Genomic DNA, 21,218 nt, shown 5'->3' with positions numbered 1-21,218 from the left:
GCTATTTTAGTAGTTGCTGTTCCAACCAAGCCTTCACATCGTTTGAGGCAAATTTCAGGCTATTAGAGCCGCGCGTAATCGTCGCAATACCCACTCCAAGTTCATTTTTCAGCTCACGTTGACTCATTTTTCCACTCATCAACTCTTTGATGATTCGTACCCTGGTAGCCAGCGCTGTCCGTTCATCTGGCGTCAATAATAACTGTAAAATCGGATGCTGTAGATTTTCAGCAAAAGCCTGTTGGAGTAATGTCACGAAACATTGCCAATCTTCATGATCTTGCGGCGAAAGTGCCGGGTCTGTCAGATGATTCGTCGTCATAATCAATCAGTCATCATACTATTTAACTAGTACAGCAGCATAACATAGTTTGCCATAAATCAATAACGCCTTTGCCACTCCGCGTTAGTCAGCATATTTGATGACTTACCCATGAAATGACTGTAGAAGAGATCATAAACCAAAACATTTTTGACATAATTGCGGGTTTCAGAAAATGGAATGCTGTCAATAAAAGCTATCGCATCCAGTCGCCCATCACTGTTAGATAACCAGCGCTCTACCCGAGTTGGTCCGGCATTATAGGCAGCGCTGGCAAGTATCCGATTATTTCCAAAGCGCTGATAAACTGACTCAAGATAAGCAGTACCGATTTCGATATTCGTCAGCGGGTTTATAAGTTGGCTACTGTTTACATATCCTTGAATGCCATTTCGCTTAACCGTATCCTCCGCCGTTTTTGGCATCACCTGCATTAACCCAATGGCCCCGACTGGCGAACTGGCCTGCGGATTCCAGGCACTTTCCTGACGGGCTATCGCCATCGCATAACTTTGAGAAATGCCTTTATTCGCAGTGAAATGACTAAATTCCCGCAGCCATGCCAATGGAAAACGTTCTTCAAGGTAGTCCCACATTTTTCCAGCTATTGTCGCCTGTACACTCAGAGCCGCCCATTTTTGATCGAAAGCATAACGCGCCAGTTGCTGTTGTTTTAATTTATCTTGGCTGGCGACCAGGTAGCTCCACTCTATGCGAGCAAGATTATCCATTTGCCAATATAGTAGTTCTCTCACTCTCTGTACTTCGGGTATTAAAGCAATAGCAGCATCTGGCTTTTTTGCGCGATTTATCACCAGCGGATAGCTGACATTCAGTTTCTGCGCAGCAACCATTGGATAAAAACCACGGCCTTCTGTCAGCTTACGCAATATCGCCTCACCTTCGCTTTTATTACCCTGCGCCAATAGAATGTTAGCTTGCCAATAACGCCATTCTTCTTTGCTCTGCTTCTCTAACGGTAGCAATTTTATCCATTGAGCCACACCACGCTCATCTGCACGACCCAACGCCAAACGAACACGACGCTCAAGCAATGCAACAGATTGGCTCTCGCGAATCGCATCATCACGCCACTTCTCTTGTTCATCGCTCACATCGCCCATTAACTGCCAAGCAACAATCTCTTTTAATCGCTGACGTTCACTTGCATTCATCTTTTGCACTCTGACAATTGATGGGATGATCGCTCTTGCCTGTTCCGGATCTTGACGTGCAAAACGCGAGAAAGCCGCTAAAGTGGCGACACGAGTAAAATCAGTCGGCCCGGTATGATTAGCAAAATCCGCTACAGTCGCAGGATCATCCTGCAATTTAATCAGGCCCTCACCGATACTTTTGTATCCCTGTGGCAATTGTTTAGCGAGGTAACTGACCAGTGACGTATTCCCCGCTTTTAACGCCAGGCGAATACGCTGTAATATCAGTTTCGTTGATAAATGGCCGGTTTGCTGCCAAACATCAAATAATTTATCGCAACTGGCTGGCAAAGAACGACCATTCAACCAAACCTCTTTCGCTCCCTGCCAGGCAACCTGTTCCTCGCCCGTAGCCCATTTAGCAAAATAGTAATGACAGCGGGCGGTAATAGATTTCGGTGCGGCAGGAGTGAACGCCAATACCTCGCGCCAATCTTCGCGGCGTGCAAGCTCATTGATAAAACGAGATGATAAAGAACGTGCGGGAGGCAGATTAGGATGACGATCCATAAAATCACGGATCTGCGTTGATGTAGCAAGTGACAGATCCTGAGTCAGCTCCCGGTATTGCAGATAAGGATAAAGCGGATAGTCTTTCAACGTTGGCATCAGCCTCGCGATTTCAGCCTTATCGCCAACATTCCACGCTTGTTTAATTTGCTGATATCTCTGCCGCTGATTTTCCAGAGAATCAGCGCTTGCTGATATAGAGATAAAACCAACCCTATAGCTACCGCAAGGTATTGCCACTTAGCCATTATCACGCTCCTTCCGGAGATCAAATCAAATAGGTTAATATTACGAATGTATAAACAGCATAATAATATAATTACCACCGATTACCACATTAATTTACCATATGATGAAACACTTAACTCTATATTTAGAGAGGGTAAGTTTTTCATCCAATAAATTGATTTACCTTAACAAACTCAAGCCAGGATCATTTTATTCGAGCAATTGGGTTATAGAGTTTATTGACTTAAATCGGGTAAACTGTGACAAATCGTGTTCAGATGAACATCAATAACCTAAACAGATATAATCAGGCATCAACGCGCCCTGTCCATGCGACTTGCTTCGCAAAACAGGCATTATCACCATCAGAGATAGCGAGGCTTATAGCAACGTGGCTCAATACGTCTACACCATGCATCGGGTCGGTAAAATTGTTCCCCCGAAACGTCATATTCTGAAAAATATCTCCTTGAGTTTCTTTCCGGGAGCAAAAATTGGTGTTCTTGGCCTAAATGGCGCCGGTAAATCGACCTTACTGCGCATTATGGCTGGCATCGATAAAGATATCGAAGGGGAAGCTCGCCCACAACCAGGAATTAAAATTGGCTATCTACCACAGGAGCCTAAATTAAACCTTGAGCACACTGTCCGCGAAGCCGTGGAAGAAGCGGTTAGCGAGGTAAAACACGCGCTGACTCGTTTGGATGAAGTCTACGCAGCCTATGCTGATCCTGACGCTGATTTTGACAAACTGGCTAAAGAACAAGGTGAACTGGAAGCGATTATTCAGTCCCACGACGGCCATAACCTTGATAACCAGCTTGAACGCGCCGCTGATGCCCTGCGTTTGCCGCCGTGGGATGCAAAAATCGAGCATCTGTCCGGAGGGGAGCGCCGCCGTGTGGCACTCTGCCGCTTACTGCTGGAAAAACCCGATATGCTGCTACTGGACGAGCCCACGAACCACCTTGACGCCGAATCTGTCGCCTGGCTGGAGCGCTTCCTGCACGATTACGAAGGTACTGTTGTCGCCATTACCCACGACCGCTACTTCCTTGATAACGTTGCCGGTTGGATTCTGGAACTTGACCGTGGTGAAGGTATTCCGTGGGAAGGTAACTACTCTTCCTGGCTGGAACAGAAAGATGCTCGTCTGGCTCAAGAAGCCGCAACAGAAGCCGCGCGTCGTAAATCCATTGAGAAAGAGCTGGAATGGGTTCGCCAAAATCCGAAAGGCCGTCAGGCAAAAGGTAAAGCACGTCTGGCCCGTTTTGAAGAATTAAATAGCGTTGAATACCAGAAACGTAACGAAACCAGCGAACTGTTTATTCCACCTGGGCCACGCCTGGGCGACAAAGTTCTGGAAGTGGAAAATCTAACCAAATCCTATGGCGACCGGGTTCTGATTGATAATCTGAGCTTCTCTCTGCCAAAAGGGGCGATTGTTGGGATTATCGGGCCTAACGGCGCCGGTAAATCTACCCTGTTCCGTATGATCTCCAACCAAGAACAGCCCGATTCCGGCGCTATCACGTTAGGTGAAACCGTCAAACTCGCTTCTGTCGATCAGTTCCGTGACAACATGGATGATAAGAAAACCGTTTGGGAAGAGATTTCCGGTGGTCAGGATATCATGCGTATAGGTAACTTCGAGCTGCCAAGTCGCGCCTATGTTGGCCGTTTTAACTTCAAAGGCGTTGATCAAGGCAAACGTGTCGGTGAGCTGTCTGGTGGCGAAAGAGGACGGCTGCATCTGGCTAAACTACTGCAAGTTGGCGGTAACATGCTGTTGCTCGACGAACCAACCAACGACCTGGACATTGAAACCTTGCGCGCACTGGAAAACGCCTTACTGGAATTCCCAGGTTGTGCGATGGTTATTTCCCACGATCGTTGGTTCCTTGATCGTATCGCAACCCACATCATTGATTATCAAGATGAAGGTAAAGTCACTTTCTTTGAAGGTAACTTTAGTGAATACGAAGACTATAAGAAGCGGACTCTCGGAGCAGAAGCACTGGAACCGCATCGCATTAAATATAAGAAAATCAGCAAATAATCATATTGAAAATGGCCTGGCAACAGGCCGTTTTCCGCTCAATTATTTAGATATAAACTCATAGTTTTATTCATTATGCTATGTGTAAGATACGTGTCATGGATAATCTTTCCTTCTTTCAATGTAATAATACGATCTGCATGCTTGATAAGCCTATTATCCTGTGAAGCCACAACAACCGTACCTCTTTGGTTATGAGCAATAAAATTTAAGATATCAATCGCTATTTGGCAGTCATAATTATCAAGATAACGGGTTGGCTCGTCAGCAAACAAATACCGAGGACTTTTCACAATGGCGCTGGCTATTGCCACCCGTTGTTTTTCATTATCACGTAATTCCTTGGGATATATATCTTTCTTGTGTTTCAAGCCAACAATATTCAGTGCCTTGGTTGCCCTGACTGTTGCTTCCTGATGAGAAGTCGTGATTCCACAAGAAAGAGATAATAGCAAATTATCCAAGACCGTAAGTTCATTAGATAAATTAATTCTTTGAAAGATAAAACCACAATTTATCAAATGAAATCTATCTAACTCGAAGTTATTCATCCTCCCCAATTCATTATCAGCAATTAATATTTTTCCTCCGTCGAGAGGCAATAACCCAGAAATCATTGCCAGCAAAGTACTTTTTCCTGAACAGAGATCCCCATTAATCAAAGTAAATTCACCTGGAAAAATAGAAAGAGTGATGTCTGAAATCATTTTCTGGTTAGCTTTACTTTTCGAAAAACCATATGAAATATCAATGGCTTCAATCGTAGCGATTTGATTCAAATTCATTATCTCAGCATAATTAATAGTGTAAGAAATCTGGCATTATCAGTAACTCTTACAGCCAGAGCAATCCGTAAAAATACAGATATTCATCATTATAAGATTACACAAACGAGGGAAAATCATATAAGAAATATCTCAATTGAAAGTATATCAATATTTCTACCAGTGACTATTTCAAATGACTATCTGCATGCTAAAATCAAAATTTTACTAAACAAGAGCAACCCATTCCTACCAACCATTCATTAACAATAGGCGACTATCTTGTTAGTACAAATAAAAAAATAACATCAGACAAATAATTTTTTATAGATAAAAACACCTTAATATCATAACAACATGTTAAAATTAATATTTAATCATCATAATAACAGCTACACATCTAACATTAAATTATTAATAAAAAGATCAACCCTCTCTTATTCTCCAACCAATCAAAAATTCAAAAACTTTTATTTATAAATCAACCGGGAAGTATTTAATTATTAATTTTGTTTTTATTCAAGAAATAAATAATCAATAGAAGTATCAAAAATATTAATAGCTGTTATATATTTTATTACTTACAGGAAATAAAAATATCCATCCACAATGCATATTGTGATTGGATATATATTTATTAATTTATCATATAAAATATTATATATAAATCTAATTACAAACGATTCAACTAGCGTGTCATTTAGGATTAGCCGCTAAAAGTTGCTGAATAAGTTCAATACAACGTAGGAAACGCTGATCATAATCAGGTGAATCCACATTGACATATTCAATATTATTACTTTTCAGCATATCCTCCAACAGTTGCTGGAACTCTTTACGATCCTGTTCGCTGCCAAGACTACGCAAACCATCAGCAACCCAAGGGGTGTTGTTTTCCAGTAGAATGACCAAATCAAATCGATATTCATCAATTAATGCCTGAACAAACGGATGTTCACGTCCTTCATATCGCTTACAGAATGCTTGGGTAGTGACAAAATCGGTATCTATAAATGCAACTTTATTCGCATATTTTACGGCAAAATCAATATACTGGGCTTGTCCTAATGCAATCTTGTCATAGTCCGAATATTGCAGCGCCATCTCATCGCCCCCCAGATGAGAAAAAACATAATCACGACCATATTCCCAAGCGCTTGTCGTATTAAAAATATTTGCCAATTTGTTAACTAACGTAGACTTACCACTGGATTCTCCACCAAGAATCGCTACGGTACGAACAAAAAAAGGTTTCACTTCCGTAGGAATATATTCCCAATGGCGGAATGGGTCCTGGCGAATATGCCGACCACTGATTTTCATAAATGAGCGTTGTGGATCGATAAGAATTGTCTCAATTCCTAAATGCTCTTTATATCGGCAAGCATCCTGAGTTTCACTGGAATATATATAAGTTGGATTAATGCCTTTTTTTGCCATAAAGGCTTTCATTCCTTCACTCCACACACCCCAACCATGTGGATAGGGTTCAATTCCCTGTTCATCAAAAGAGTGAATATGAATATTTTTCTGATATTTAAACGTTTGCAGCAACCAGCGCAGACGATCACTCACCGTGGGTTGCTGAGACATAGAACTGCTTATAAACAGCTCCCGATCTCTCGGCTCATCATGGCAAAGAATAATATGCAGCTCATCCACCTGACTACAGGCCCGTTGAATTAGATAGATATGCCCGGTATGCAATGGATAGAACTTGCCGAATACCACACCGACAGTTTTATTTTGTACAGGATATTGCAACCTCAGATAGTGATGGAGAGCAGCCAGTTTTTGAGCGCTGGGACTTTTAATTTTGTCATTAATTAATTGACTGAGATAGCCTTTGGTCATACCACTTGCATCGGCAACCTGTTGCAACGTATAACCAGTCTGTTTAATCGCTTCTTTAAGGTAGTCAAATTGGCCCATATCTCCTCCCTGTTTAATCAAAATCATCCATAACAGATAACGCATCCGCCAACTTTTTCACACCAAAAACTTGCATCTCTGGCAGCGCTTTTTTTGGCATATTGGCATAAGGCACTATCGCCCGTTTAAAACCATGTTTAGCGGCTTCGGATATGCGTTCCTGCCCACTGGGAACAGGGCGGATTTCTCCTGCCAACCCGACTTCGCCAAATACAACTAAATCACGGGGTAACGGCCTATCCCGAAAACTGGAGACTAAAGAGAGCAGTAAAGCGAGATCCGCGCTAGTTTCCGCGACCTTAACGCCCCCCACCACATTCACAAACACATCCTGATCGGACATTTGCAAACCTCCGTGACGATGAAGAACCGCCAACAGAATAGCCAGCCGGTTTTGCTCCAACCCCACAGCCACGCGCCGCGGATTAGTCATCATGGAATGATCCACCAGCGCCTGAATCTCTACCAACAGCGGACGAGTCCCTTCCCACACCACCATGACAGAACTGCCCGCGGTAACTTCATCGCCACGACTCAGGAAAATCGCTGATGGGTTACTCACTTCACGCAACCCTTGTTCTGTCATGGCGAATACGCCAAGCTCATTAACCGCCCCAAAACGGTTTTTATGACTACGTAAAGTGCGAAAGCGGGAATCCGCTTCACCATCAAGCATCACAGAGCAATCAATACAGTGTTCCAACACTTTCGGCCCCGCCAACGAACCATCTTTGGTCACATGACCAACCATAACAATGGCAACACCGCGAGTCTTAGCAAACCGAGTCAGATAAGCGGCGGTCTCTCTCACCTGAGCGACACTCCCCGGCGAAGATTGGATGTCCGCCATATGCATCACCTGAATGGAGTCAATCACCATCAACTTTGGCTGCTCCTGCTCCGCAATCAGACAAATTTGTTCAATGCTGGTTTCTGACAACATATTCAGATTATCAGCCGGCAACCCCAACCGGTGCGCACGCATTGCAACCTGCTGTAACGACTCCTCCCCGGTGACATATAAAGTTTTCATCTGCGCAGACAACTGACACATCGTCTGCAACAACAAGGTACTTTTCCCGGCTCCCGGATTACCGCCGATCAGAATCGCGCTACCGGGAACAACCCCGCCGCCAAGCACCCGATCGAACTCTTTAAATCCGGTAGAAAAACGAGGAAGTTCTTCCAGACTAATCTCTGATAATTTCTGAACCCTGTTGACACCAGCATCTCCCGCATAACCACTGAACCGCTCATTACGGGAGGAAGGTGCTGCGGCTAAGCGCACCTCAGTAATGGTATTCCAGGCATGACACGCACTACATTGCCCCTGCCAACGCGGATAATCCGCTCCACACTCATTACAAACAAATGCCCGCTTTGCTGCTTTAGCCACTTTGCACTCCTAAAAGACCCTATTAACGCTCTTCGTGTTTGAGACCGCAACTTAACACACACAATACTCCCATGAGATCAGCATGACGGATGGTCACTTTCGACTGTGCATAAACTTTCGGTTTAGCATGGTAAGCGATACCTAACCCTGCTTTGCGGATCATCTTCAAATCATTAGCGCCATCACCAATCGCGACAGTCTGTTCCAATGGGATATCCAGTTTTTTCGCCAACTTCACCAATGTAGCAGCCTTATATTTAGCATCAACAATTGGCCCGATAACCTTACCTGTCAACTTGCCATTTTTTACTTCTAACTGATTGGCTACCGCAGCCATCAAACGTAAATTTTGACGTAAATGGTCAGCAAAATAGGTAAAACCACCCGACGCGATTGCCACATGCCAATCAAGGGATTGCAACTTACGCACCAAACTGGTCAGCCCCGGCATAAGTGGTAAATTTTCGACAACCTGCCGCAGAATATCAGCATCAGCCCCTGCCAACTGAGCAACTCGTTCCCGCAAACTATCAGAAAAATCCAACTCTCCTTGCATCGCTCGCTCGGTAATTTCAGCGACTTTATCACCTACGCCAGCCAAACGGGCTATTTCATCAATACATTCAATTTGAATTGCCGTTGAATCCATATCCATCACCAGCAAACCCGGTGACCGCAACCTTGGGATCTGCCCCAACGGAACTACATCCAACCGACATTCATCGGCTAGCCGCTTAATACGCGTAGTCAAATTCCCGGCAATACGTACAACCTGATAATCATCAATGCGCCATGAAGAGACGATAACAATAGCGGCGCCGAGCCGATGCTGAAAATTACTGATACGTTGTTTATCCAGGCCACGACCATATATCAACCAGCCACTGTCACCAGCCCGGTAATCCAATGGCATAACTTCTTCGCCACTTAACGAAAGTGGTAATCCCGGCCACTTATGGACCTCTTCCGGCAAATAGTGATAAGCCAGGTTATTAGACATTAATCCCTACTCCTGTAATCCCACATGATTTAACAGCAAAAAATTGCGCTTCAAACTATCCTCTCTGTACTGCATCTGGCAACATGGCGTTGGCCAAAGCTTGGAAGAGATAACGATGATCAAAGCTAAATTAAAATTCCGACTGCATAAAACAGCTATTATATTGATTTGCATTGCTTTATTAGTATTTCTAATGCAGGGCGTTTCTTATTTTAGCCGTTCTCACCAACAAGCCCAGATGGATCAATTTGAGGAATTGGCAAAAACCTTGGCAAAACAAGTCGCATTCAGCTTATCTGATTATATGGAGAGTGGCAGCAAAGATCTTAATAATGAGCGAATACAGGCTAATTTGTATCATCTAACGACAAACAGCCGCATACTTGATGCCAGTGTCTATCTTAACAATGGAACACAAGTTGCTCATAGCGGAGAGGACGTCTCGGTGCGGGATCGTCTATCTTTGGATGGTAAAAAAGCCGGCAGCTATTTTAACTACCAGATAGTCACTCCCATTCCGGGAAAAGAGGAGCCAAAAGGTTTTCTACGCCTGACACTGGATACCCACAAACTGGCAACAGAGTCCAAGCAGGTGGATAACACGACTAACTTACTTCGGATCATGATTTTACTCGCTTTAGCAATTGGTTTTATTCTGGCACATAACCTATTGCAATTAGCCCCAAGCCGCTGGCAGCAATCGCCTTATTTACTGACAGCCAACAGCAAATCAAGTGAAAAAGAGGAGAAATCAGAGTAAAAACTTTTCGTTAAATCATTATTTCACCTTGGTGATTAATTATGACAATCACCAATAATTTAACCCATTCGCATATTTGCCAAGAAACAAATATCCGACAATTAATAAATAATCCAGAGAAAACAATATTCACCATTCACTCAATACCGAAAAAAAATAATTTCAACCGTTACTTTAACCACAATTAAATAACAATATTCTTAGTGATGCACATCACATATTTATCAATATATAAAATTAAATTATAAATATCTAACATTATCCATATAACTCATTAATTAATAAAGCATTTTCCATTCTTTCTCATTTTTCAACAAAAACACATCTAGTTGTTTTTTATTATAATTTTAAAACAAGCCGTATTTCTCAATAATATCAGTACGTAAATCCACATATTGATTGTTAAGTCAAATTCATGACTAATAGCGCCCCAAAAATTATATGATGCGTGCGGGATGCAAAAGGATAATGCAAAAAAAAGTCATTATTTTCACTAGCTTTCTTTTTATTACTACCGGTGTTAAAGCCGCCGAAATTTCAGATCAACAACTTATTCATCAACAGGAACGGCAGAAAGCCCTAGAGGCTCAATTAGCACCGCCGCCAGAGGATATTCGTCTGTCTGTTCCTGAAACAGCAGTACCTTCTGAATTTCCCGTCGATACGCCCTGTTTTCCTATTACGCGTGTCGTTCTTGAAGGCACCGAACATTTTCCTCACTGGTTACCTTTAAAACGCTTAGCTCAACAGGGAGAAAATCACTGCCTGGGTACCCAAGGGATTAATATATTAATGACTCGGATACAAAACCGATTAATTAATCATGGCTATGTTACTAGCAGAGTATTAGCTCCCAGTCAGAATCTTAATTCCAAGACATTAAAGCTGATGATTTTACCGGGAAAAGTTGGACATATTCGCTATACCGCTGAAAGCGGCAATTATATCCAACGGATAACCACATTCCCTCCCCGTGAAGGAAAATTGCTTGATTTACGGGATATCGAACAGGGATTAGAAAATTTACAACGTTTTCCTACCGTTCAAGCCAACATGGAAATTGTACCGAATGAGCAGTTAGGAGAAAGCGATATCGTACTGGACTGGCGTCAGTCAAGACATTGGCGGCTAGCCTCCTATCTGGATGATTCTGGTTCTAAAAGTACCGGGCGTTATCAAGGCGGGTTAACTTTATATCTGGATAATCCCCTCGCGTTGAGTGATCTATTTTATATCTCTGGTGGGCGCGATATTCACTCCCCTTCTGGCCGCAGCAGCAAAAACTACACCATCCACTACTCCCTACCGGTGGGATACTGGATGGCCGGCATCACCGCCAGTAATTACGATTACAACCAAAAGGTTGCCAGGCCAAGTAAAGACAACAAATACAGCGGTGAAAGCAAAAACCTGAATGTCCAACTCAGCCGAATCCTGCATCGTAACGCCAGTCAGAAAACTGTGGTTAACGGCGAAATTTATCGTCGTACATCCAAGAGTTTCATTAATGACCTAGAAATCGATGTACAGCGCCGGGAAACGGCTGGCTGGAAATTAGGATTATCTCATCGTCACTACATCGGTAGTGCAACCGTGGATACCGGAGTGACTTACCAACAGGGAACACGCTGGTTTGGGGCTCAACCCGCACAAGAAGAGGTCCGCGGTACAGCAACCGCCCTACTTAAAACAACCCAGTTTTCTGCGGCACTTTCTGCACCATTTACCCTATTTTCTCAACCATTCATCTACAAAACCCAGTACCTGCGCCAAATAAGCTCCAGGCCATTGACGCCACAGGATCAATTTTCAATCGGCAACCGCTGGACCGTACGCGGATTTGACGGCGAACGCACGCTAAATGGAGATCATGGTTGGTACAGCCGTAATGAATTGGAATGGCAAACCCCACTGAATGGTCAATCCCTGTATTTGGGCATGGATTATGGCGAAATCGGCGGGCCGGGAAATGAGCAACGTCTGGGAAAACATCTGGCAGGCGGCATTCTAGGCTATCGCGGCAGTCTTAAAGGCGTGAGCTATGACCTGTTTGCCGGTATCCCGCTATCCAAACCGGATGGCTTTCAAACCTCATCAGTCACCACCGGATTCAGTTTGTACTGGCAGTACTAATTCAAAATAACAACGCAGCCAAAGTTATCACAGATAAAAAGTGTTAGTGGAGAAAAACAATGAACAAGCATCTGTATCGTATTATCTTTAACAAAGCCCGGAACATGCTGATGGTCGTGTCTGATATTGCCACCTCCGGGCAAGGTAGTACGGTACGCCGCCGTAGTCGTCGGCAATCATCACAATGCCTGTGCCGGTTAACGGCGTTAAGACTCAGTTTATTGTTAGCCACTGGCTGCATCTCCCTAACAACGCAAGCAAATATTGTGGCCGACGGACAAGCGCCGGGTAATCAGCAGCCGACTATCCTGAACAGTGCGAACGGTACGCCACAAATCGATATTCAAACCCCTAACGCCGCGGGTATCTCGCATAATACCTACACCCAATTTGATATTGATAAACGAGGCGTCATTCTTAACAACAGTCACGATGCTGTCCAAACTCAGCTGGGCGGCATGGTGGCAGGAAATCCGTGGCTCGCCAAAGCAGAAGCCAAAATTATTCTCAATGAAGTGAACAGCATTAACACCAGCAAACTCAATGGCTGGATAGAAGTCGCCGGACAAAAAGCCGACGTTATTATTGCCAACCCGGCCGGTATCACCTGCAACGGTTGTGGATTCATTAACGCCCATCGCGCAACACTCACCACGGGACAGGTCATGATGGAACAAGGCCGGCTGAAAGGCTTTGATATTGAGCGGGGAGAAGTACGCATTGAAGACCTGGGACTGGACAGCTCACAACAAAATTACAACCGAAATTATTGCCCGCTCGGTGGTAATCAACGGCAAACTGCACGCGAAAGATCTAAAAATCACAACCGGACGTAATATTGTTGATGCAGCTCACCAGAATATTGAGAAAAAAACTGCTGACGGCAGCAAGAATCCATCATTTACGCTGGACGTAGCCGCACTCGGTGGCATGTACGCCAATAAAATCGTGCTGGTGGGTACCGAGTTTGGCGTAGGGGTACGTAACGCCGGCCACATCGGAGCAACCGCCGGTGACGTCCGTATCACGGTTGATGGACAGATTGAGAACAGTGGCACAATCGCTGCACGAAGTAACACCACAATCAAAGCGGAGTCGATACAGAGCGCCAAAGGCAGTATTCTGGCCGCCGGAATTGATGATAAAGGGAAAGCCACGCTGCCCGGATCGCTGACACTGACCGCCAAACAGCAAATTCAGGCCAATGGAAAAAATCTGGCAACCAATACTCTGGAAGTACAGAGTAAAAAGATTGATCTCAGCGGCAGCCAAACTTCTGCCAACAACATTCAACTCACTGCCAGTCAGCAAGAGATTAGCACCGCCAACGCTACAGTCACCGCTGACCGCTTTACAGCCAAAACACCAAGCCTATTTAACAATGACGGCGGCACACTGGTAGCACGAGAAATCAACTTAACTACTCCAGACTTATCCAACAAGCAGGGGAAAATTAATCAAACCGGCAACGGCGAGCTGGTACTGAACACCCAAACACTGAATAACCACAGCGGGACCATTCTCAATGAAGGGAAACGACTGGCTATCACCACAAGAAATCTGGACAACAGTCATGGAAAAATCGCCAATAACGGGAATGATCTGAACCTAATCGTCCACGAGAAAGCGGACAACACGGAAGGAGGGACAATTCAACTCGCCGGTAAAGGTAAACTGTCACTCAACACCCATCAGTGGCTAGGTGACGGAGGCAAACTGCTCTCCAATGGTGAACTGGATGTACAAGCCCACAACCTGCAACTGAACAAAAAAGCAGTCACTACCGCCGACAAGATTACAATAACAACAGACACATTAAGCCATCAGAGTGGAGTAATGCAGCAACAGGGTAAGGACAGAATGTCCCTTACTGCCAAGACTCTGAATAACCAAAATGGCGAGATTAAAGGTAATGGCAACCTGAAAATCGATGCCGCCACCTTGGATAACAGCAAAGGCAAAATCATAGCAGCCAAACAAGGCGCCTTGGAACTGACTGTTGATGACGCTCTGAATAACCAAGATGGACAGCTAGAAGCCGGTCAAGATATCCAACTCACAGCAACACAGCTTGATAACAGCCGGGGCAAAATCGCTGCAACCGGTGGCAGCACAGAACTGATCATTGGGAAAAACATTGAAAACGTTGACGGACGAATCGAAGCCAAAACGACGCTCACCACAAAAAGTCAGGCGTTAAATAACCATCAAGGATCATTACTGGCTCAGCAGATAGACAGCCAAACCAAAGGACATAAATTCACCAACACCGCAGGACAAGTCATTGCCCAAGAAAAACTCACCCTAAACAGCGGTGAGCTGGATAACACGTCTGGTTTGTTACAATCTGGCAGTGACATGATAGTCAATACTCATGGGCAGAAACTGACTAACACGAAAGACACTAAAAATGGTGACAAAAAAGAGACTCAAAAAGGCACCATATTAAGCAAAGGCAATCTGGAACTCCGTACCGGGGATATCAACAACACCGCCGGCATTATTTCCGCTAAAGGAAAAACCACCCTTAACGCCGGTAGCGTTGACAATACCGATGGTCAACTCTTATCACAACAGATGGCGGAATTGACCACACAGGCATTAAATAACACTCGTGGACAGATCCAATCAGAGTCAAGCCTGTTGCTGGATACCCAAAACCAAACTCTGACCAATACCGACAGTGGCAAAACTGGCGGTATCATTGCCAAAGACTCATTACGCATTTCCAGCGGTAAACTGACTAATGACGCAGGCGTTATCCTTGGTCATGGCATCAACATTGATACCCATCAACAAGCACTGAGCAACCAAAGTGGCGCCATATCCAGTAAGAAAAACCTAAAACTCGATAGCGGAGAACTCAATAGTACAGGCGGGAAAATAGAATCTACCGGCGATATGATACTGGACACGCACGGAGAAAAACTGACCACCGCCAAAAGCGGTGATACCGGTGGCGTTATCAGCGAGGGAACACTGACCTTAACCACAGGCGAGATCGACAACCACGATGGCACTATCACTGGAACAGGGACGACAACGATAACGGGTAGAAACCTCCACAACCAACGAGGAAAACTTGTCAGCAAAACCGGCCCCCTGACATTAACGGTAAACAAAACTGACAACAGCGGTGGACTACTGCAATCCGCGGGTGATCTGACACTGAATACGCGGGGAGGGCTACTAACCAACACCAACAGTGGCAAAGACCGGGGCATAATCAGCATAGGCAACATGAAGCTGACGACCCAAGGCGTTAACAACGATGCTGGCCTAATCCATGCGGGAAAAAACCTGATCCTTGACGGGCAGAAAGGAACCATAACCAACCGCGACAGCCAGCCTAATCAAGGTATCCGTAGCTCAGGAGACTTGACGCTGACGGCAAGCGCTATTGATAACCATCAAGGATCTGTAGAAGCTGATAAACAACTCACCGTGACATCCGGGACAGTTGACAATACCGGCGGCCTGTTGAAATCCGGCACAACCCTGTCGCTCAACACCCAAGGCCAGAAACTGACTAACGCACAGAGCGGAGAAAAAAGTGGTATCCGCAGCGGCAGTGATCTGACACTGGAAGCCGGTGAAATTGATAACACCGCTGGCCTGATAGATGCACAAGGTGAAACCACGCTAACTAGCCAAAACCTCAACAACACCGGCGGTAAAATCCTCTCGCGGAAAAAAGCCGATCTGACAACACAAGCGGTCAACAACCAAAGTGGACAGATACAATCCGCAACCAGTCTGAAATTAGATACACAACAGCATGAACTGACTAGCACCGGCGGCAGGATCATCGCGGAAAATGACTTGGAACTGGCTACCGGTAAATTGATCAATGACCGCGGATCTATCCGTGGCGATCAAACCCACATTAACACTCATCAGCAAGCGCTACATAACGTGGCTGGCACCATAACCAGTAAGAAAAACCTAAAACTCGATAGCGGAAAACTCAACAGTACCGGCGGGAGAATAGAGTCCGCCGGTGATATGACGCTGGACACACACGGAGAAAAACTGATCACCGCTAAAAGCAGTAAAACTGGTGGTGTTTTCAGTAAAGGGACAATGACCCTTACCACTGGCGAGATCAACAACCAAGATGGTTTTATCAAAGGTACAGGAACAACAACCGTAACCGGCGGTGAACTGAAAAACCAAGGCGGGACCCTCGCCAGTGAAACCAGCGCACTCACATTGACCGTGAAAAAAACCGATAACAGCGGCGGCCTGTTGAAATCTGCGGGTGATCTGACACTCGATACACAAGGTGAGCTACTGACTAACCTCAACAGCGGCGAGACCGGGGGCATAATCGGTGCAGGCAATGTCAAGCTGACCGCTCAAGGCATCAATAACAAAGCTGGCTGGATCCATGCGGATAAAAACCTAACTCTAGATGGGAAACAAGGCAAAATAACCAACCGCAACAGCCAGCCTAAACAGGGGATCTCAAGCCAGGGAGAGTTGGCAATAACCGCGGGCACCATCGATAACCAGCAGGGAAGAGTCATCGCCGATAAGCAGCTCAACGTGACATCAACAGGAGCCGTTGATAATACCAGCGGCAAAATGCTCAGCCAGCATCAACAACTCACCATGAATACCGGTGAACTGAATAACACGAGTGGTTTGCTGCAATCCAAAACAACTCTTTCACTCAACACTCACGGCCAAAAACTGACTAATACACAAAGCGGGAATGACCTCGGCATACTCAGCGGCAGTGACCTGACTCTGGAAGCCGGTGAAATTGATAACACCGCCGGCAAGATAGATTCACAAGGCGAAACCACGCTAACTAGCCAAAACCTCAACAACACTGACGGTAAAATCCTCTCAAAGGGAAAAGCCGATCTGACAACACAAGCAGTCAACAACCAACGTGGGCTGATACAATCCTCAGCCAGTCTGAAATTAGATACACAACAGCATGAACTGATCAGCACTGGCGGTAAGATCGTCGCGGAAGATGCTTTAGAACTGGCTACCGGCAAACTGATCAATGACCACGGCGATATTCGTGGTAACGAAACCCGCATTAACACTCACCAGCAAGCACTAAACAACGTGGCTGGCACCATATTCAGTAAGAAAAACCTACAGCTCGATAGCGGAGAACTCAATAGTACAAGCGGAAGAATAGAATCCACCGGCGATATGACTCTGAACACGCATGGAGAAAAACTGACCAACGCCAAAAGCGGTGAGACCAAAGGCGTTATCAGTAAAGGAACCATGACGCTGACCACCGGTGAAATCGACAACCAAGATGGTTTTATCAAAGGTACAGGAACAACCATCGTTACCGGTGGTGAACTAAAAAACCAAGGCGGAACTCTCGCCAGTGAAACCAGCGCACTCACCTTGACCGTGAAAAAAACCGATAACAGCGGCGGCCTGTTGAAATCTGCGGGTGATCTGACACTCGATACACAAGGTGAGCTACTGACTAACCTCAACAGCGGCGAGACCGGGGGCATAATCGGTGCAGGCAATGTCAAGCTGACCGCTCAAGGCATCAATAACAAAGCTGGCTGGATCCATGCGGATAAAAACCTGACTCTAGATGGGAAACAAGGCAAAATAACCAACCGCAACAGCCAGCCTAAACAGGGGATCTCAAGCAAGGGAGAGTTGACAATAACCGCGGGCACCATCGATAACCAACAGGGAAGAGTCATCGCCGATAAGCAGCTCAACGTGACATCAACAAGCACCGTTGATAATACCAGCGGTAAAATGGTCAGCCAGAATCAACAACTCACCATGAATACCGGTGAACTGAATAACACGAGTGGTTTGCTGCAATCCAAAACAACTCTTTCACTCAACACCCACGGCCAAAAGCTGATTAATGCACAAAGCGGAAATGACCTCGGCATACGCAGCGGCAGTGATCTGACACTGGAAACCGGTGAAATTGATAACATCGCTGGCCTGATAGATGCACAAGGTGAAACCACGCTAACTAGCCAAAACCTCAACAACACTGATGGTAAAATCCTCTCGAAAGGAAAAGCTGATCTGACAACACAAGCAGTCAACAACCAACGTGGGCTGATACAATCCTCAGCCAGTCTGAAACTGGATACCCAACAGCAGAAACTGACGAATACCGATAGCGGAAAACTTAACGGAATCCTCGCACTGGATAGCCTAAAACTGATTACAGGTGAACTCATCAATGATCTCGGATATATCCGTGGCGATGAAACTCACATCAATTCTCATCAACAGACATTAAGCAATCTAACCGGCACTATAGTCAGTAAGAAAAACCTACAACTCGATAGCGGCAAGTTAGACAGTACCGGTGGACTAATAAAGTCTGGCGGCAACATGACGCTAGATACTCACGGAGAGAAACTGACCAACGCCAAAAGCGGTAAGACCAAAGGCGTTATCAGTAAAGGAACTATGACACTGACCACCGGTGAAATCGACAATCAGGATGGTGCAATCATCGGTACAGGAGCAACAACAGTTACCGGCGGTGAACTGAAAAACCAAGGCGGAACACTCATCAGCGAAAAAGATGCGCTGACATTATCAGTGAACCAAACTGACAACAGCGGCGGCCTGTTGCAATCCGCAGGTAAACTTACTCTCGATACACACGGTCATTCACTGACTAATAAAAACAGTGGTGATCAGGGCGGTATCCGCAGCCAGGACGACATGTTAATTACCAGCGGTGATTTACATAATCAGGCTGGTACGATTACCAATCGCAAAATCGCAACCGTAAATAATCTCCAAGACACCATTGTTGGCACCCAACAGATAAAGCTGATTACCCAAGCATTTAATAACCAGCAAGGCACGATCCATTCTGATGGCAACCTGAACCTCAACACTCAAGGCAAACGCCTGAATAATACCGGCGACAAAGATAAATCAGGCAAATTCTCTGCTCGCGGAGATTTGACACTGGATATCAGTGAGTTCAACAACGACGCTGGTTTTATCGCCGCGGATGGCAAAACTAAGATTACCAGTACAACCCTTACCAATAAAAAAGGACTGATTGCTGGTAACAGTGGACTGGAGATTCATAGCCAGACGCTTATTAACAACAATGGCTCATTGAAGTCAGCAAAAACCGTCAATATTGACACAAACGGGCAGCTACTGGACAACCAGCATGGCCGTATTATTGGCGATGACAACACCACCGTGACCAGTGGCAAACTGAATAACCAACACGGACACATTCAGGGTAAAAAACTCACCATCGACACAGGGCAAGCCGATACGGATAACCAAGACGGTAAACTGTTGTCAGCAGACACCATGAGCCTGAATACCCTACAGCTCGACAACCGTCGCGGACAGGTCAAAGCCATAGGTGACGCGACGATTAACGCGTCGAAACAAACGAACAATACCGGCGGCCTTATCCACAGTGACCAACAACTGACACTAAAAACAGCAGAACTCATTAACCGGGAGACTAATCACCCTGACCAAGGTACCGAAGCTCAAGACCTGATAATTGAAGCTCAACAGGTGGATAACACCCAGGGAACATTACAGGGAGCCAACCGTCTGCAAGCTATCATTAATCAGTCTCTAAAAAACGAACAAGGGCTAATCTCCGGTGGAAGACAATTCACCATCGAAGATAAAACCCAGAAACTGACGGTGAATAACCAGCAAGGCACACTGACTGGGAGTGAAAAGGTCAAAATTAAAGCCAACGCCTTGAGCGGTGACGGTCAAATCTTATCGCAGGGCGATATAGAGGTGAAATTAAAACAAGACTTCCACAACACCGGCAACATCGCCGCCGATGGCAAGCTGTCTTTGGAAACCGACGGCAACATTATCAATGACAGCAAAATTAAAGCCGAACAGGCGTACCTGGAAGCCCTAAATCTCACCAACACCCAAGCTGCGGAAATCAGGGCCAAGCAAACCGAAGTCAACGTCCGAAACACGCTGACCAACACCGGGTTAATTGACGGCGAACTGACCCATCTCACCGCCAACAAAGTACTGGACAACACCGGAACCGGACGTATTTACGGTGACCAAATAGCCCTCAAGAGTGGCACTCTCAATAACACAGCAAAAGATGGCAAAGCCGCCGTCATTGCCGCTAGAGATCGACTAGATATCGGCACCGGGACCCTCAACAACAGTGACCATGCCCTGATTTACAGCGTGGGTGACATGCGCATTGGTGGACAACTGGATGAGAACCTGACTGCTACCAGTCAAGCCGGGATGCTCGACAACAACGCGGCAACCATTGATGCCGGAGGTAACCTAAGGATTGATGCCGCTATTATCAAAAATACCAATAAAGGTCTGGTCACCCAGATCGTTGAAACAGAAAAATCTCAACATCATGAAGCGGTACTCAGTGGTCACACCACCCGCTATGACTGGTCACAGGTGGACACCTCCTATCGAAACAGATATGGCATACGCGATGCCATTATGCCGGACGGCAGCAGAGATAATGAATTTTACGAGTATCAGTATACCCGAACCGTTACAGAGACCCAGATAAAAGAGAGCGACCCAGGTAAGATTCTGGCCGGCGGTAATATGACCATCAATAGCACGATGCTGACCAATAACGACAGCCAGATCGTAGCGGGTGGAATACTAGGGGGTGACATTGACGAATTACACAATAACGCCACTAAAGGCGAACGTATCACCGCAGATGCAGGCAGTGAAATCCGCTGGTACCCTAAAAAGAAAAAACGTCGACTGAGAAAGAGTAAAAGATCCCAAGGAAAAGACTGGAGTGATTATCGCCCAGCACCGATAGTCGAAACTATTGACCTAAAAGCCCTAGCCTGGCAGGGCAATACTCGTCCAAACTCTACTGGCATAACAATAGGTGACAGGCAAACAAGCCGTGT

Annotated in this window: 9 protein-coding genes and 2 pseudogenes; 5 read left to right on the top strand and 6 right to left on the bottom strand. The window is 45.6% G+C overall.

The genetic code is table 11. The features are described 5' to 3' along the window. Position 1 precedes the first annotated feature (1 nt). Together trpR and sltY are read right to left on the bottom strand one after the other, a co-directional pair. On the bottom strand, positions 2-322 hold the full coding sequence (trpR, locus tag B0X70_RS03265; protein ID WP_011144939.1) for a trp operon repressor: 321 nt from the start codon (positions 320-322) through the stop codon (positions 2-4). Positions 323-381: 59 nt separating this feature from the next. Next, positions 382-2,297: pseudogene (gene sltY / locus B0X70_RS03260) on the bottom strand (murein transglycosylase). 371 nt (positions 2,298-2,668) lie between these two features. Between sltY and ettA the strand changes: the two are divergent. Next, entirely contained in the window at positions 2,669-4,336 is a 1,668-nt protein-coding gene (ettA, locus tag B0X70_RS03255) for an energy-dependent translational throttle protein EttA (RefSeq protein ID WP_036812304.1), read from the top strand. Positions 4,337-4,374: 38 nt separating this feature from the next. Here ettA and B0X70_RS03250 read toward each other — a convergent pair whose 3' ends face one another. The 4 genes from B0X70_RS03250 to serB form a co-directional block, all read right to left on the bottom strand. After that, complete coding sequence (locus B0X70_RS03250) at positions 4,375-5,121, bottom strand: ABC transporter ATP-binding protein (protein ID WP_036812306.1); 747 nt, start codon at positions 5,119-5,121, stop codon at positions 4,375-4,377. Between the two features lie 675 nt (positions 5,122-5,796). Then, positions 5,797-7,032, bottom strand: a complete 1,236-nt coding sequence (gene nadR, locus B0X70_RS03245) for a multifunctional transcriptional regulator/nicotinamide-nucleotide adenylyltransferase/ribosylnicotinamide kinase NadR (protein WP_036777067.1) — start codon at positions 7,030-7,032, stop codon at positions 5,797-5,799. A 13-nt stretch (positions 7,033-7,045) separates the two neighbouring features. After that, entirely contained in the window at positions 7,046-8,428 is a 1,383-nt protein-coding gene (gene radA, locus B0X70_RS03240) for a DNA repair protein RadA (protein WP_036812308.1), read from the bottom strand. A gap of 22 nt (positions 8,429-8,450) precedes the next feature. Further along, on the bottom strand, positions 8,451-9,428 hold the full coding sequence (gene serB, locus B0X70_RS03235; protein ID WP_036812309.1) for a phosphoserine phosphatase: 978 nt from the start codon (positions 9,426-9,428) through the stop codon (positions 8,451-8,453). 115 nt (positions 9,429-9,543) lie between these two features. Between serB and B0X70_RS03230 the strand changes: the two genes are divergently transcribed. The 4 genes and pseudogenes from B0X70_RS03230 to B0X70_RS25890 form a co-directional block, all read left to right on the top strand. Beyond that, positions 9,544-10,188: a YtjB family periplasmic protein gene (locus tag B0X70_RS03230; protein ID WP_036812311.1), complete on the top strand. Its 645-nt coding sequence runs from the start codon at positions 9,544-9,546 to the stop codon at positions 10,186-10,188. 468 nt (positions 10,189-10,656) lie between these two features. Next, positions 10,657-12,321, top strand: coding sequence for a ShlB/FhaC/HecB family hemolysin secretion/activation protein (locus B0X70_RS03225; RefSeq protein WP_217470866.1), 1,665 nt, complete (start codon positions 10,657-10,659; stop codon positions 12,319-12,321). 59 nt (positions 12,322-12,380) lie between these two features. Then, on the top strand, positions 12,381-13,157 hold the full coding sequence (locus B0X70_RS03220; RefSeq protein WP_217471665.1) for a two-partner secretion domain-containing protein: 777 nt from the start codon (positions 12,381-12,383) through the stop codon (positions 13,155-13,157). Positions 13,158-13,251: 94 nt separating this feature from the next. Next, a pseudogene (locus tag B0X70_RS25890) lies at positions 13,252-19,719 on the top strand (beta strand repeat-containing protein); the annotation flags it as partial. Between the last annotated feature and the right edge of the window lie 1,499 nt (positions 19,720-21,218).

This window comes from Photorhabdus akhurstii, assembly GCF_019090985.1.
GTDB lineage: Bacteria > Pseudomonadota > Gammaproteobacteria > Enterobacterales > Enterobacteriaceae > Photorhabdus > Photorhabdus akhurstii.
The sequence above is the reverse complement of the archived record's forward strand: the minus strand, read 5'-3'. Positions and strand labels throughout refer to the sequence as shown.

What these genes read in the sequence shown, in the direction of transcription:
- trpR (WP_011144939.1), bottom strand. Translation starts at nt 322, where the DNA reads ATGACGACGAATCATCTGACAGACCCGGCACTTTCGCCGCAAGATCAT.
- B0X70_RS03250 (WP_036812306.1), bottom strand. Translation starts at nt 5,121, where the DNA reads ATGAATTTGAATCAAATCGCTACGATTGAAGCCATTGATATTTCATAT.
- nadR (WP_036777067.1), bottom strand. Translation starts at nt 7,032, where the DNA reads ATGGGCCAATTTGACTACCTTAAAGAAGCGATTAAACAGACTGGTTAT.
- serB (WP_036812309.1), bottom strand. Translation starts at nt 9,428, where the DNA reads ATGTCTAATAACCTGGCTTATCACTATTTGCCGGAAGAGGTCCATAAG.
- B0X70_RS03230 (WP_036812311.1), top strand. Translation starts at nt 9,544, where the DNA reads ATGATCAAAGCTAAATTAAAATTCCGACTGCATAAAACAGCTATTATA.
- B0X70_RS03225 (WP_217470866.1), top strand. Translation starts at nt 10,657, where the DNA reads ATGCAAAAAAAAGTCATTATTTTCACTAGCTTTCTTTTTATTACTACC.
- B0X70_RS03220 (WP_217471665.1), top strand. Translation starts at nt 12,381, where the DNA reads ATGAACAAGCATCTGTATCGTATTATCTTTAACAAAGCCCGGAACATG.